Annotated in this window: 14 protein-coding genes; 7 read left to right on the top strand and 7 right to left on the bottom strand. The window is 61.1% G+C overall.

The window, feature by feature from the left end:
- Positions 1-7 precede the first annotated feature (7 nt).
- Complete coding sequence (locus ACN50D_RS16280) at positions 8-616, top strand: signal peptidase I (RefSeq protein WP_076949134.1); 609 nt, start codon at positions 8-10, stop codon at positions 614-616.
- A gap of 565 nt (positions 617-1181) precedes the next feature.
- On the opposite strand, the gene ACN50D_RS16275 is transcribed toward ACN50D_RS16280, so the two are convergent.
- Positions 1182-1412 carry a hypothetical protein gene (locus tag ACN50D_RS16275; protein WP_144245902.1) on the bottom strand — a complete coding sequence of 77 codons (231 nt, stop codon included), beginning with the start codon at positions 1410-1412 and terminating at the stop codon, positions 1182-1184.
- Here ACN50D_RS16275 and ACN50D_RS16270 point away from each other — a divergent pair.
- Positions 1402-2091: a hypothetical protein gene (locus ACN50D_RS16270; protein ID WP_419970234.1), complete on the top strand. Its 690-nt coding sequence runs from the start codon at positions 1402-1404 to the stop codon at positions 2089-2091. The genes ACN50D_RS16275 and ACN50D_RS16270 overlap by 11 nt on opposite strands.
- Here ACN50D_RS16270 and ACN50D_RS16265 read toward each other — a convergent pair whose 3' ends face one another.
- The 6 genes from ACN50D_RS16265 to urtA are packed head-to-tail and all read right to left on the bottom strand — an operon-like array spanning position 2092 to position 7610.
- The gene (locus tag ACN50D_RS16265) at positions 2092-2781 is read right to left on the bottom strand and encodes a GntR family transcriptional regulator (protein ID WP_020906727.1); all 690 of its coding nucleotides are present in this window, start codon (positions 2779-2781) and stop codon (positions 2092-2094) included.
- 1 nt (position 2782) lies between these two features.
- A complete protein-coding gene (urtE, locus tag ACN50D_RS16260) occupies positions 2783-3475 on the bottom strand; it encodes an urea ABC transporter ATP-binding subunit UrtE (RefSeq protein ID WP_212633914.1) in 693 nt (230 codons plus the stop codon).
- A gap of 3 nt (positions 3476-3478) precedes the next feature.
- Entirely contained in the window at positions 3479-4315 is an 837-nt protein-coding gene (gene urtD / locus ACN50D_RS16255) for an urea ABC transporter ATP-binding protein UrtD (RefSeq protein ID WP_003941545.1), read from the bottom strand.
- Complete coding sequence (gene urtC / locus ACN50D_RS16250) at positions 4312-5418, bottom strand: urea ABC transporter permease subunit UrtC (protein WP_007735392.1); 1107 nt, start codon at positions 5416-5418, stop codon at positions 4312-4314. Before urtC ends, urtD begins: the two co-directional genes overlap by 4 nt.
- Positions 5415-6299, bottom strand: a complete 885-nt coding sequence (urtB, locus tag ACN50D_RS16245; RefSeq protein ID WP_003941514.1) for an urea ABC transporter permease subunit UrtB — start codon at positions 6297-6299, stop codon at positions 5415-5417. Before urtB ends, urtC begins: the two co-directional genes overlap by 4 nt.
- Before the next feature lie 54 nt (positions 6300-6353).
- Positions 6354-7610: an urea ABC transporter substrate-binding protein gene (urtA, locus tag ACN50D_RS16240; protein ID WP_212633913.1), complete on the bottom strand. Its 1257-nt coding sequence runs from the start codon at positions 7608-7610 to the stop codon at positions 6354-6356.
- Between the two features lie 267 nt (positions 7611-7877).
- Here urtA and ACN50D_RS16235 point away from each other — a divergent pair, with 267 nt between their 5' ends.
- From ACN50D_RS16235 to ACN50D_RS16215, 5 genes are all read left to right on the top strand, one after another.
- A complete protein-coding gene (locus tag ACN50D_RS16235) occupies positions 7878-8618 on the top strand; it encodes a TetR/AcrR family transcriptional regulator (protein WP_208689761.1) in 741 nt (246 codons plus the stop codon).
- Positions 8619-8744: 126 nt separating this feature from the next.
- Positions 8745-9929 (top strand): ABC transporter substrate-binding protein, encoded by a 1185-nt coding sequence (locus ACN50D_RS16230; protein WP_042452925.1) that lies wholly within the window; start codon positions 8745-8747, stop codon positions 9927-9929.
- A gap of 15 nt (positions 9930-9944) precedes the next feature.
- Positions 9945-10820, top strand: a complete 876-nt coding sequence (locus ACN50D_RS16225) for a branched-chain amino acid ABC transporter permease (protein WP_212633912.1) — start codon at positions 9945-9947, stop codon at positions 10818-10820.
- Positions 10821-10888: 68 nt separating this feature from the next.
- Positions 10889-11848 (top strand): branched-chain amino acid ABC transporter permease, encoded by a 960-nt coding sequence (locus tag ACN50D_RS16220; protein WP_228232622.1) that lies wholly within the window; start codon positions 10889-10891, stop codon positions 11846-11848.
- Complete coding sequence (locus ACN50D_RS16215; protein WP_007735383.1) at positions 11845-12618, top strand: ABC transporter ATP-binding protein; 774 nt, start codon at positions 11845-11847, stop codon at positions 12616-12618. Before ACN50D_RS16220 ends, ACN50D_RS16215 begins: the two co-directional genes overlap by 4 nt.

Below are 12618 nucleotides of genomic sequence, written 5' to 3'. Positions count from 1 at the left end.
AGCTGCAATGCCAACACATGCCCGGGCAACACATGCCCGGACGAAGAAGCGTTCGATCCCCACGATCATCGGGGACTGCATCCTTCAGGTTCTCGCTGCCGGTGGGGTTGTTTGTATCGCTTTGGTGATCTGTGCCTTCGTTTTCGACATCACACTGATCTTGTTCAAGACCGGATCGATGTCGCCGACCATTCCGACCGGATCTCTGGCAGTTGTGCGGGAAGTAACGGCAGATTCCGTCGAGGTGGGCGACGTCGTCACCGTCGATCGGGGAGTGTCCGAACTGCCGGTGACCCACCGGGTCGTCTCCGCTCGTACCCAGGACAACGGCATCACGATTCTCGATCTCAAGGGTGATGCCAACGCTTCGGCTGATCCCGCGGTATACGAGGTCACCACGGTCCGAAAGGTGCTCTGGCACGTTCCGGGATTGGCGCGGGTGATCGTCTACTTCTCGAATCCTCTTGTTCTGGGGGCGATCACGCTGACCATGGCCGCTTTGGTGGTCGCGGTATTCTGGCCGCGCAATACCGATGACGACGATGATGCCGACTCGGCCGACCCGAAAACCGAACCCATTCAGGTTCTTCTACCGCCAGACGGCGGTAGACAATGAAGCGTCGCCACCTATTTTCAGTCATCGTATTGGCAGTTGCGGTTGTTCTGGGCTCTGGTTTCTCGTCTCACCCACTCCTCGGAGAGACAGAAGCGGCGTGGACAGACTCCGAGTACGTTACCGGCCCGATTTCCACCGGTTCATGGACGACGAGTGGGTACGGCAGATCGACGTCGGGCATAGGAACAGCGACCGGCGGATTGATAACTCTCGGAGGAAATCTCGGCGGTTCGCTGGTTGAACATCCGACCGTGCAAACTCAGCTGGCACCGGGCAAGGCCACGGGGACGGTTTCGTTGGCGGACAATTCCGGTGTGCTGCTGGGGCTGCCCGCGCTCAGCCGCACGGGTAGTGCCGTTCAGTGCGCCGCGTATCTCGTAGGAGCATCGGCATCGTCCCCATGTGGGGCGGCTGGGTCGGATGCGGACGCGGAAACTACATCTACATTGGGTTTGCAATTGAATCTGGTTTCGGTACTGGGGATCACGTTGATACCGGCGGACGCCATCACGAGCACGAGCGTCAAGACAAACGCCCGCTGTGCGAGTACTTCTGCTGCTACAGATCAGCCGACGGGAACCGTGAAAGTCGGCGGCGCCACAGTTGCCATCCCGGCAGTGGGCGCAAACGGTTCGGCCACGTCGACGTCGCCGACTAGTGCAACATTCGTGATGGCGAATGTCCCACTGCTCGCGCGGGTAGAAGCGCGCTTCTCGAACATCAAGGTCACCAGTACCCGAGTGGCGTCCAGTTCTGCGCCTTTTGTCGCGTCCTCCACTGTTTCAGTGAGCTTCACAGTTGAGGCCGTAACCATCGCGTTGTCGGTCTTGGGCGAAGGGCTGGTCACAGTGATCCTGGGATCGACGAACATATCCGTCAATCTGTCGGCCGCTCAGTGCGGACTTGATTCTTCACCCCCGGCGACGCCGCTGAGTCTTGCCGCCGGCGGACAGTTGGCTCGAGCCGCGGGGCCGACACAGACAGCACCGGCAACACCGACAGCTGTTCCCGTGACGACCACGCCGACTACGGCAACGACGACTCCTGAACCTACGACTCCTGAACCTACGACTCCTGAACCTACGACGGGTGAACCCACCAAAACATCTGCCCCTGAGGCCACAACGACCAGCGCGGCTGTAACTACCAGTGTGGCTGCAATCACCCCGACAACGACAGCCACACCAATTACGAGCACACCGGCTCCGGCAGATCCAATCGGGACAGCGATCCACGGCCCTGCCGATTCGAGCATCTCCGGCTTCACCACGGATACCAGACTCTCCTGCGAGGTTGCTCCTGACGCGGACTACACGAGCGAAGTTGCAGTCGAATGCTCGGACGGCACAACGGGTACGGTCCCCGGTTCTGAACTCGGCCCGCAGCCAACCGTAGCGGGGGAGTATCTGCTGGTCCCCCTGACGAGAGACCACGTCACCGAAGTCTTCACCCTGAAGTCAGCGACACGACGCTGATCAGTTCCGCACAGCGTTGGCCATGGCGGCCAACGAGAGGGCCTGCCGAGCGCGGTCGAGGACAACCGCACGAGAGATGTCGATGTGCGACACCAGTGCCTCGTGTGCTTGCGGAATCTTGCCGTCCAGCACCAGTTCGACGACGGAGATATGTTCCTCCACGGTGGCCTTCATACGGTCGGGAGTCAGGTAGTCGAACATCCGCACGGGGCGCAGCTTCGAGTTGACGGCCTGCAAGGCGTCGACCAACGCGTGGTTTCCGGACGAGGCGAGGAGCGCGATGTGGAACTCCTCGTCGAGCGTCACGAAGCCGGCGTCCGGTACCGGCATCTGTTTGAGAAATGCGTACCACTTGTCGAGTTCGGAACCGAGCGCGTCTCGATCATGAGCGGGGGCCTCACCGTCTAGTACCCGCCGAAGCCCGTGCACTTCGAGGAGTATGCGCAGCTCGTAGAGGCCACCCAACTCGTCGAGGTGCGGTCGGTATGGAAAGAGTCCATGTTCGTCGCGCTCGACCAGCCCGTCGGATTCCAACTTCGCGAGCGCTTCGCGCACCGGTGTTCGCGAGACACCGTAGAGATGAGCCAACCGTTCTTCGCCGAGTCGTTCGGATGGCGCGATCTGACCCGACATCAGATCGTTCCGGATCGACCGATAGACCTGCTCGCGCAGCGGCGGGCGCACACTCATGTCAGACTGCCATCGCTCGACGAACCGCCTCGGTGGACGTGGTGCCGCCCTCACCGGTCGAGGTCACGTGTCCGGCCGCGAGAATGCTGTAATGCTGAGCAGATTGGAGCGCGAAACCGATGTGCTGCTCTACGAGGAGGACACCGAGATCGCCGCGCTCGGTGAGTTCCATGACGGTTCTTTCGATTTCGGCGACCACGTTGGGCTGAATGCCCTCGGTTGGTTCGTCCAGAATGAGGATCTTGGGCTCGGTGATCAGGGCGCGAGCGATGGCAAGCTGTTGTCGCTGCCCACCGGAGAGAAGTCCCGCGCGACGGTCGAGGAGCGTGGTGAGTGCGGGAAACAGATCCAATGCCTCTGCGATGAGTGCCTTTCCGCGTTTGCGCCCGTCGGCGACCACCCGAAGATTCTCGGCAGTTGTCAGTTGTCCGAACGACTGCTGACCCTGGGGTACGTAGGCAAGTCCGCGAGCGACGCGGGCGCTCGGCCGTAGACCGGTGATGTCCTCACCGTTCAGAAGTACCTTTCCCCGTGTAGGTTTGATCAGACCGACGGCGGCGCGCAGCAAGGTGGTTTTACCCGCACCGTTGTGACCCATGACTGCCGCAACTCCGTCGCTGGGAACCAGCAGGGATACGCCGTGGATCACTTCGGTGCGTCCGTAGCCGGCGCGGATGTCGACGAGCTCGAGCATGATTCAGTCCTCCGGGGTCGGTTCGGTGTCGGCGCCGAGATCGGTTCCGGCAGCGGCTGTGCCGAGGTAGACCTCTTGCACCTTGGGGTCGGCTTGGACCTCCGCCACAGTTCCTTCGGCAAGCACTTTCCCAGCGGCGAGCACTGTGACGGACGTGGCGAAGGATCGCATGAAGTCCATGTCGTGCTCGACTACGACGACGGTTCGCGCACCGCCGATGCGCCGCAGAAGGTTCCCGGTCTCCTCGCGCTCCTCGAGGCTCATGCCTGCGACGGGCTCGTCGAGCAGGAGCACGGAACAGTTCTGTACCAACAACATTCCGATTTCGAGCCACTGCTTCTGTCCGTGCGCCAGAATGCCTGCGGCGGTGTCCCTGAGGTGCTCCAACCCGGTTGTCTCCAGCGCCTCTTCGATCTCGGGAAGCACACCTTTGCGTTTTCTGAGCAGGTTCCACGGTGATCGGCCGGCTCCGGCCGCGATGTCGAGATTCTGCAGCACCGAGAGCTCTTCGAAGACGCTTGCCGTCTGGAAGGTTCGCCCGACGCCGAGGCGGGCGATCTTGTGAACCTTCTTGCCGAGCAGTTGCTCGCCGGACTTCGTGATGGAACCCGTCGCGGGAACGAGTCCGGTGATGGCGTCGACCAACGTTGTCTTTCCAGCCCCGTTCGGGCCGATGAGAAACCTCAGGTCGCCCTGCATGAGGGTCAAGTCGACGCCGTCGACGGCCTTGAAACCGTCGAAGCTGACCGAAAGATTTCGTACTTCGAGGTACTCGGACGACATTCCGGCGTTGCCACCCAGTGCCGGTGTGGGTTCGCTGGTGGCGGTTGTGTTGGTCATGACGACACCTCCACTGGTTCGGGTTGGGAGACCTTGACCGGCGGGTCGGCCGGGGTCTCACGCTTCTTGCGGTGGCGCATCAGGGCGAACAATCCGGCCACACCTGCCGGGAAGAACCCGACCACGACGATGAACATCAACCCTTGTGCGTAGATCCATCCCGAAGGGAGTTTCTCCGAGAATGTCGACTGCGCCCACGCGACGCCGATCGCACCGAGTACCGGACCCAGAAGCGTTGCGCGGCCACCGATCGCGACCCCGATGAGAAAGGCGATTGACGGAACGATCCCGACGTCGGCGGGGGAGATGATGCCCACGATCGGAACGAACAGCGCACCGGCGATACCGGCGAGGAACGCCGCGGTCACGTAGGCGACCAGTTTGATGTTCGCCGGATCGTATCCGAGGAAACGTACGCGCTCCTCTTGATCGCGGACGGCGACGAGGAGTTCGCCGTATCGGGAGTTCATCAGCTGGCGAATCAGAGCGACCGATGCGAGAAGAACTCCGGCGGCGATGAAGAACAACATCTGCTTGTTCGCCGGATCGTTGAGGTTGAAACCGAAGAACGTGCGAAAGCGGTTGAGGCCGTTGCTGCCACCGATCGACTGCTGGCCGATCAAGAGGATCGCGAAAGCCGCGGCGAGTGCTTGCGAGAGGATCGCGAAGTACGCGCCCTTGACTCTCCGCTTGAACACACCGAGTCCGAGGAGAAAGGCAACAGCGGCCGGCAGGAAAAGGATGGCGAAGATCGCCACGAATGGCGAGGCGAACGGTTGCCAGTATCCCGGCAGTTCGGTCTTGCCGGCGATGGACATGAAGTCCGGGACCGCGTCGCCCTTGAGTTCGGCATCGGCGATCTTGAGGTGCATCGCCATCACGTATGCGCCGATTCCGAAGAAGACGCCCTGGCCGAGCGTGAGCATTCCGCCTCTGCCCCAAGCCAAACCGATGCCGACAGCGACTATGGCGAAGCACAGGAATTTGGCCAACAGTGACAGCCTGAAGTCCGAGAGCACAGCCGGAGCGACGGCGAACAGCACGATCGCGGCAAGTGCAAAACCGCCCCACACCCGAATTCGGGAATTGTTCAGGATGCTCATACGAGGCTCCTCGTCTTGACTGCGAACAGGCCCTGCGGCCGAACTTGAAGGAAGACGACGATGATGACGAACACGATCACCTTCGCGATCGACGCCGTCGTCGAGTACTCGATGAACGAGTTCAAGATGCCGAGGGCGAAGGCTGCGATCACGGCTCCCTTCATCTGACCGAGACCGCCGACGACAACAACCAGGAAGGCGTCGATCAGATAGGACTGGCCGATGGTCGGGCTGGTGGAACCGATGAGCGTCAACGCGACACCCGCGACGCCGGCGAGCCCGGAACCGAGGAAGAAGGTCGTGATGTCCGTACGACGAGAGGAGATTCCGCTCGTCTCGGCCAGATCGCGATTCTGGACGACGGCCCGGATGCGTCTACCCATCGACGACTGCTTCAGTGCGACCGAAAGTGCGATCACTGCTGCGATCGCCAACACCAGAATGAAGATGCGGGTTTTCGGCACCACGGCGCCGAAAATATCGACCCCGCCCGAAAGCCAGCTCGGCGCCGAAACATTGACTGCCGGCGCGCCGAAGATGTCGCGCGCCAACTGCTGAAGGATCAATCCGACGCCGAATGTCACCAACAGGGTGTCGAGGGGTCGGTGGTACATCCGCGATACCAGGACCACTTCGAGCACAACACCCATCAGTCCGCCGACGACGAAACCGACGAGCAGAGAAATGATCAACGATCCCGTTGCATTCGAGATCACCTGCTGCACTACGTATGCGGTGTACGAGCCGGCCATGATGAACTCGCCGTGTGCCATGTTGATGACACCCATCTGCCCGAACGTGAGAGACAACCCCAACGCTGCCAACAGGAGAATCGATCCGATACTCAAACCCGTGAACAACTGCCCGATCACAACATCCATGACAGACGCTCCACCTCTCTACTCGCCGATTCCGTCAATTCCGCCTTTTGTCGATCAGCTACCGAGCCCCTCAGCCCAGGGGTAGTTCTTCAGGTACGGATCCGGCTCGATCGGCTGTCCCGAATCCCAGACCGTGTAGATCAGTCCGTCGGAACGGATTTCGCCGATCCGGGCAGTCTTGGTGATGTGGTGGTTGTCGCCGTCGATGGTGACGAGTCCTTCGGGCGCTTGGAAGGTCACACCGTCGGCGTTGTCCTGAATATCCTTGACCGCAAACGAGTTGGCCTTCTCGACGGTTTTCTTCCAGAGGTAGACGGAGGTGTATGCCGCTTCCATCGGATCGGACGTGGGCTTGTCCTGGCCGAACTTTGCCTTGTACGCCGCGACGAACTTCTTGTTCTCGGGGGAGTCGATGGTCTGGTAGTAGTTCCACGCCGTCAGCTGGCCTTCGACGTTCTGGACTCCGATACCACCGACCTCTTCCTCCGCAATAGAGACGGAGACGACGGGCATGTCGGCGGGTTTCAGGCCGACATTCGAGTATTCACGGAAGAATGCGACGTTGGAATCGCCGTTGAGTGTGTTGAACACGGCATCGGCGTCGGCTGTGCGGACCTTGTTCACGATGGTGGAGAAGTCGGTCGAACCCAGAGGCGTGTAATCCTCGCCCTTGATCTCGATGCCGTTCGCTGCCGCGTACGCCTTGATGATGCGGTTGGCGGTCTGCGGGAACACGTAGTCGCTGCCGACCAGATACAGCGACTTGACACCCTTCTCCTTCAGGTAATCCAGAGCCGGGATGATCTGCTGGTTGGTCGTTGCACCCGTGTAGAAGATGTTCTTCGAATCTTCCAGTCCCTCGTACTGGACCGGGTAGTAGAGCAAAGAGTTGTTGTCCTCGAACACGGGCAGCATGGCCTTGCGGCTCGAGGAGGTCCAGCCACCGAAAACTGCTGCGACGCAATCGCTGCTGATCAGTTTCTCGGCCTTCTCGGCGAACACTGTCGGCTCCGACGCGCCGTCCTCTGCCACGATCTGAATCTTCTTGCCCAGCACACCGCCGGAATCGTTGATCTCCTGCACCGCCAACGAGATGGAGTCGCGGACCGTCACTTCACTGATGGCCATGGTGCCCGAGAGTGAATTCAGGGAACCGACCTTGATCGTGTCCCCCGAGGTGTCGACGCACGACGTAGCCGTCGAATCTCCCGATGCGGTGTCTGTTGCCTTGCTTCCGCAGCCGGTGAGAACCAAGCCCAGCGCGGCGAGAGCGGCCGGCGCGGCAAGGGTGCGCTTCGAGAAGGTTCGCATGTACGGGCCTTTCGTGTCGATGGCTCTGGCAGACAATGGCTCTGACAGATCTGTATCCGGAGTGCGTATACAACGCTGTATTCGTCGAGTGCACAGAGTAGGTGGAAGTTGTTGCGGTGGAATGACTGTCGGTGACAAGTGTGTGTCCGGTGTTTCGATTGGGTGTCCAGGACCTCACACCGCAGGTCAGCGAGGGTGCGGTGTTAGCATCGACGAGAAATTGATCAAGCACTCGCTTGACGATCGGAACGTCGGAAGGATCTTCTCGTGCGCTCGACCCGACGGGACGAAATACTCGCTCATGCGGCCAAGCTGTTCAGTGAGCGGGGAATCGCCGCGACGACGGTGCGAGACATCGCCGACGAAGTCGGGATCCTCTCCGGCAGCCTCTATCACTACTTCGACTCCAAGGATGCGATAGCCAACGAGATCGTCGTCCGGTTCCTCGAAGATCTCAACGTCCGGTACGAGGACTCGATCGAACCGGAAGGTTCGGCTCGAAATCGGCTGGCCACGATGGTGTCGGTGTCTTTTGCCTCGGCGGTGGATCACCCGTATGCCACGGAGGTCTATCAGGGAGAAGCCATACTTTCGTCGCAACCGGCGGACGCGCCCATCACCATCCTGGTTCAGAAGGCACACAGCTACTGGCGATCGGCTATCGCTCGCGGAATTGCCGACGCGGAGTTTCGGGATGACATCGATCCCGAACAGTTTCACCGTCTCTTGCGTGAATCCGTCTGGTCCACCGTCGCGCAGTATCGCCCGCAGCTTTCCGAATTGGCCGAAGATTTGCAGCGCAATCTGATTTCCGTTTTCCTGGACGGCTTTGCCGCACGTTCCGTCGACGGCGAGCCGGTGGCGCGCATTGCGCGGCGCACGGCGAAGAAGGAAGCGCAGGCCGAATCTCCCGACTCGGACCTTGCCGAACTCCGCTCTGATGTCGACGAATTGAAGTCCGTCATTCGCGAACTCAGCTCCTCGATCCGGCAGCTGCAGAAGCCGTAACACCGCAGTTCCTGCGCGTGTAGTTCGGATTTTGACTATCAGTGTGACCCAGTGCATACTTCTGTCCACACTCGTAAATCAAGCGCTTGTTTGATTTACCAAGCATAGTTTGGACGGGAGTTCGATGTGAGACTCGGAAAGGCGATCGCCGTCTGCGCGGCAGTGGTCCTCGGGGCGAGCGCGTGCGCATCTGCCGGTGTCATTCCCGAAGACACCATCGTCATCGGTTTGGACGAGGACTCCACCGGGCCCGGTGCGTCATACAGCACGATCGCCGGCAAGACCGTGCGGATGACCGTCGACCTGATCAACCAGGCGGGCGGAATCAACGGTAAGCAAGTCGAATTGGTTGTCGAGAACGACGAGAGCAGTCCCACCAAGACCCCGTCGATCATTCGGAAGTTGGTCGATCACGGATCAAGTGCGGTCATCCTCGCCACGGGCAGCGGGTCGGTGCTGCAGGCCAAGTCGATTCTCCAGCAGTCGAAGATTCCTGCGATAGCTCCGGTCGTTCTCAGCGACGCCTTTGCCTCGGCGCCCGACAACGACTTCTCGTTCATGATTCCGAACTCGTTGAAGCAGTACGCCCAGGTGTACTGCGGGGCTTTCGAGAAGATGGGGTACAAGTCCCTGGGAATTCTCGGTGACGCGAGTGCGTCCATCGACGGAATCATCAAGACCCTGCGGCCGGCGCTCGAGAAGTGCGCGAGAGTGACGGGCGTCGAAAAGGCGCCGGTCGATGCCGCGGACATCACCGCACAGGTCTCACGTCTCGCGGAAACCGAACCGGACGCGATTCTGGTCGCCAGTATCGGCGGGCACTTCGAAATCCTCGCGCACAACACCTTGTCGAAGGTCACCCCGCAGACGCAACGCTTCTCACTCGCTTCCATCGGAAACCAGCCCGCATCTTGGGCTTTGGCGGACCCGAAGGCGTTGAGCGGCATGGTGTACATGGGCTCGCTCAGTGAGAACAACCCGAGAACCGCCGAACTGCGTCGCAAGGTGCAGGCGGTCAAGGGGCCCGATTATCAACTGACCGCCTACGACGCACAGGCGTACGACGCCGTCATGATGTTGGCCGAGGCCATCGAGATTGCCGGCGATCACCGAGATCGGACGGCCGTTCGTGATGCTCTTCAACAGGTTTCGGCACTTCCCGCCAGCTTCGGCCAGGACGGACTGACACTGTCGTTCTCCTCGCAGGATCACCTTGCTCCGGACAGCCTCTGCGGACTGGTGCTCGTCGAATTCGGTGAGGACAACAAACCGGCCCATCCGTGGGATTCCTACCAACCCCCGTGCGGATAACCGAGGAGCTTTGACATGACAGACGCACAACTGTGGCTCGCAGCCATCGAGATCGGTGCCTTCTTCTCTCTGATAGCCCTCGGAATGTATCTCGTGGTGGTCGGCGCCGACTTCTTCAACTTTGCGATGGGCCCGTACGCTATGGCTGCGGCAATGGCGTCGAGTTGGGTCGCGATCAATTACGGGCTCGCTCTCTGGATTGCCATGCCGCTGGGGATCGCGGTAGCGGTGGCGCTGTCGATCTTGACGGAAAAGCTTGTGGTCAAACAGGTTCAGAAGCGTTCGGGTCGTGGGGAACTACCGGCGTTGGTGGCGGTGACCGCAGTACTGTTCGGGATCCAGCAGCTCGCCGGCACTGTCTTCGGCCGCACACCACTTCCCGGGCAGAAGATCTTCGACTTCGATCCGATATCGGTACTCGGTGCGACCGTCGACAGTTCGACCGTTGTGCTCGTCGTCGGAACTGCTCTGATCTTCGTCGGTATCGGACTGTGGCTGAACCGGTCCACGTCGGGCCGTCTGCTCCGCGCCGTCGGCGACAGTCCGGATGCCGCCCGCGTCCTGGGCTTGGCGGTGGATCGGGTACGCCTCATCGCGTTCACCCTCGCGGGTGTGATCGCCGCGGTCGCCGGACTTCTGTTCGCTCCCAAGGCCGGTGTTCAGTTCACGAGCGGTCTGTCATGGACGCTGACGGCATTCATCGCACTCGTCATCGGTGGTACCGGCAGGAGTTGGGCTCCGCTGATCGGCGGAATGGTGTTGGGCGTCGTCCAGGTATTCGCCCCGTACTACTTCGGTGCGAGTGCTGCTCAAACCGCGATTCTCTTGATTGCCCTGGTGTTCTTCGCTTTCCGTCCGGAAGGCTTGCTCTCGAGGAAGGTTCGCGTCTGATGGCCTCGCTTTCTACCAGTCCGCCGACGTCAAGTCCGCCCACTCCGGCCGGCAGTTCCCGGACGAGGATGCTCGCCGTGTCACGAGAAGCGCTGATCACCGTGGCCGTGGTTGCTGCCGTGCTGCTGTGGATGGGGCCGAGTCTGTACCGGCAGGATCTGGTGTTCCTCGCTGCGACGTATTCGCTGATCGCCCTCGGCATGTACGTGCCATTCGTGCTCGCGGGATCACTGTCGATGGCGTACAGCGCGTATGCGGCGATCGGCGCGTATGCCGTTGCGCTGATCTCGGTTCGGACCGGGTTGTCGATGTGGTGGGGATGGATTCTCGGCGCCCTCGCCGCTGCAGCGGTTGCAGTACTCCTCAGCTTGGCAACACAGAAACTCTCCGGCTTCTACCTTGCCGCGGTGACCTTGTTGTTCGGTATCGCTTTCGAGCACTGGTTGATCGACGGGCCGAGTTTCACCGGCGGGTCGGCCGGGATCTCGGGCGTCGAGACTGTGACGATGTTCGGCTGGGAGCCACCGCGCTACGCATTGGTCGTGTTCGCGATCTTGTTCGTGTGTCTGATCGCGGTCACTGTCGATCGACTTCGGAAATCGGTGTGGGGGCTGATGTTGCAAGCTGCCCGCGACAATCGTAATGTCGCACGGTCTTCCGGCGTCAATCCTGCGCACCTGACCGTTGTGGCGCTGGCGATCGGTGCCGCGATCGCGTCGACCGGCGGATCGCTGTTCACCGTGTCGGTGCAAGCTGTCACTCCTGAAACCTTCACTCTCAGTATTGTTTTCCTTGCGATCTTCATGCCGATCATCGGCGGTCGCAGTTCGGCGTGGGGTGCTCCGCTCGGTGCATTGATCGTGGTGATCGTGACGCTGAACATGCCCGGGTACCAGGGAAGTGGCGAACTCCTGCTTGCCGGAGCCGTCCTGGTGATCCTCATCGTCGCGCCTGGTGGGGTGATCGGGTGGAGTCAGAACGTTCTGGGTCGAATGAACCGTCTGTACAAGGAGCGTGGCAATCGATGACTCGGCTACTCGAAGTGAGCGGGCTCCACAAGTCCTACGGCGGCGTCCGCGCTGTCGACGATGTCTCGTTCAGCGTCGGACCGGGAGAGGTGATCGGCCTTGTCGGCCCGAACGGGGCAGGCAAGACCACACTGGTGGACTGCATCTTCGGCACACAGCAAGCAGACTCCGGAACCGTCGCGCTCGCCGGTGCTCCCTTGACCGGGCCGTCGGAGCGCCGTGCACGGCAAGGGCTCTCGCGCACGTTTCAACATCCGCAGCTCGCGGCGGAACTCGACGCCGTCGACAACATCATCCCGGGACTGTACGGGCACAAGATCACCTCACCGCTGCACTCGCTGTGGTGGGCGATCAAAGGACCTTTCGAGAACTGGGACCGGACAGCACAGCGGGCCCGGGAGATTGCTGCGCGATACTCGGTCACCGACGTCGAGAGTGCTTGCGGGGATCTCAGTTTGGGCGCGCAGCGTCTGGTCGAGGTGGCGCGGGCGATGGCGACCGAACCCGAAGTCCTCCTGTTGGACGAACCGTTTGCCGGTGCGGATCACGACGGCATCGCTGCCATCTCCGGTGCCGTGCGATCGATTGCCGCGCAGGGCAAGGGAGTAGTCCTGGTCGATCACAACGTCGATCTCATCGCGGCGCTCGCCACCAAGATCGTGCTGCTCAATTTCGGATCAGTGGCGTTCTACGGACCACCGCAGGAGTGCTTGGCCAGCGACGCGATGCGAGAAGTCTATTTCGGTTCCGAATACGAGGAAGGCGCCTGA

Origin of the sequence: Rhodococcus sp. SB1D, assembly GCF_048573875.1 — a bacterium.
GTDB lineage: Bacteria > Actinomycetota > Actinomycetes > Mycobacteriales > Mycobacteriaceae > Rhodococcus_F > Rhodococcus_F qingshengii.
The sequence above is the reverse complement of the archived record's forward strand: the minus strand, read 5'-3'. Positions and strand labels throughout refer to the sequence as shown.

Coding starts and splice junctions, on each gene's coding strand:
- ACN50D_RS16280 (WP_076949134.1), top strand. CDS start 8: ATGCCAACACATGCCCGGGCAACACATGCCCGGACGAAGAAGCGTTCG.
- ACN50D_RS16265 (WP_020906727.1), bottom strand. CDS start 2,781: ATGAGTGTGCGCCCGCCGCTGCGCGAGCAGGTCTATCGGTCGATCCGG.
- urtE (WP_212633914.1), bottom strand. CDS start 3,475: ATGCTCGAGCTCGTCGACATCCGCGCCGGCTACGGACGCACCGAAGTG.
- urtD (WP_003941545.1), bottom strand. CDS start 4,315: ATGACCAACACAACCGCCACCAGCGAACCCACACCGGCACTGGGTGGC.
- urtC (WP_007735392.1), bottom strand. CDS start 5,418: ATGAGCATCCTGAACAATTCCCGAATTCGGGTGTGGGGCGGTTTTGCA.
- urtB (WP_003941514.1), bottom strand. CDS start 6,299: ATGGATGTTGTGATCGGGCAGTTGTTCACGGGTTTGAGTATCGGATCG.
- urtA (WP_212633913.1), bottom strand. CDS start 7,610: ATGCGAACCTTCTCGAAGCGCACCCTTGCCGCGCCGGCCGCTCTCGCC.
- ACN50D_RS16225 (WP_212633912.1), top strand. CDS start 9,945: ATGACAGACGCACAACTGTGGCTCGCAGCCATCGAGATCGGTGCCTTC.
- ACN50D_RS16220 (WP_228232622.1), top strand. CDS start 10,889: ATGCTCGCCGTGTCACGAGAAGCGCTGATCACCGTGGCCGTGGTTGCT.
- ACN50D_RS16215 (WP_007735383.1), top strand. CDS start 11,845: ATGACTCGGCTACTCGAAGTGAGCGGGCTCCACAAGTCCTACGGCGGC.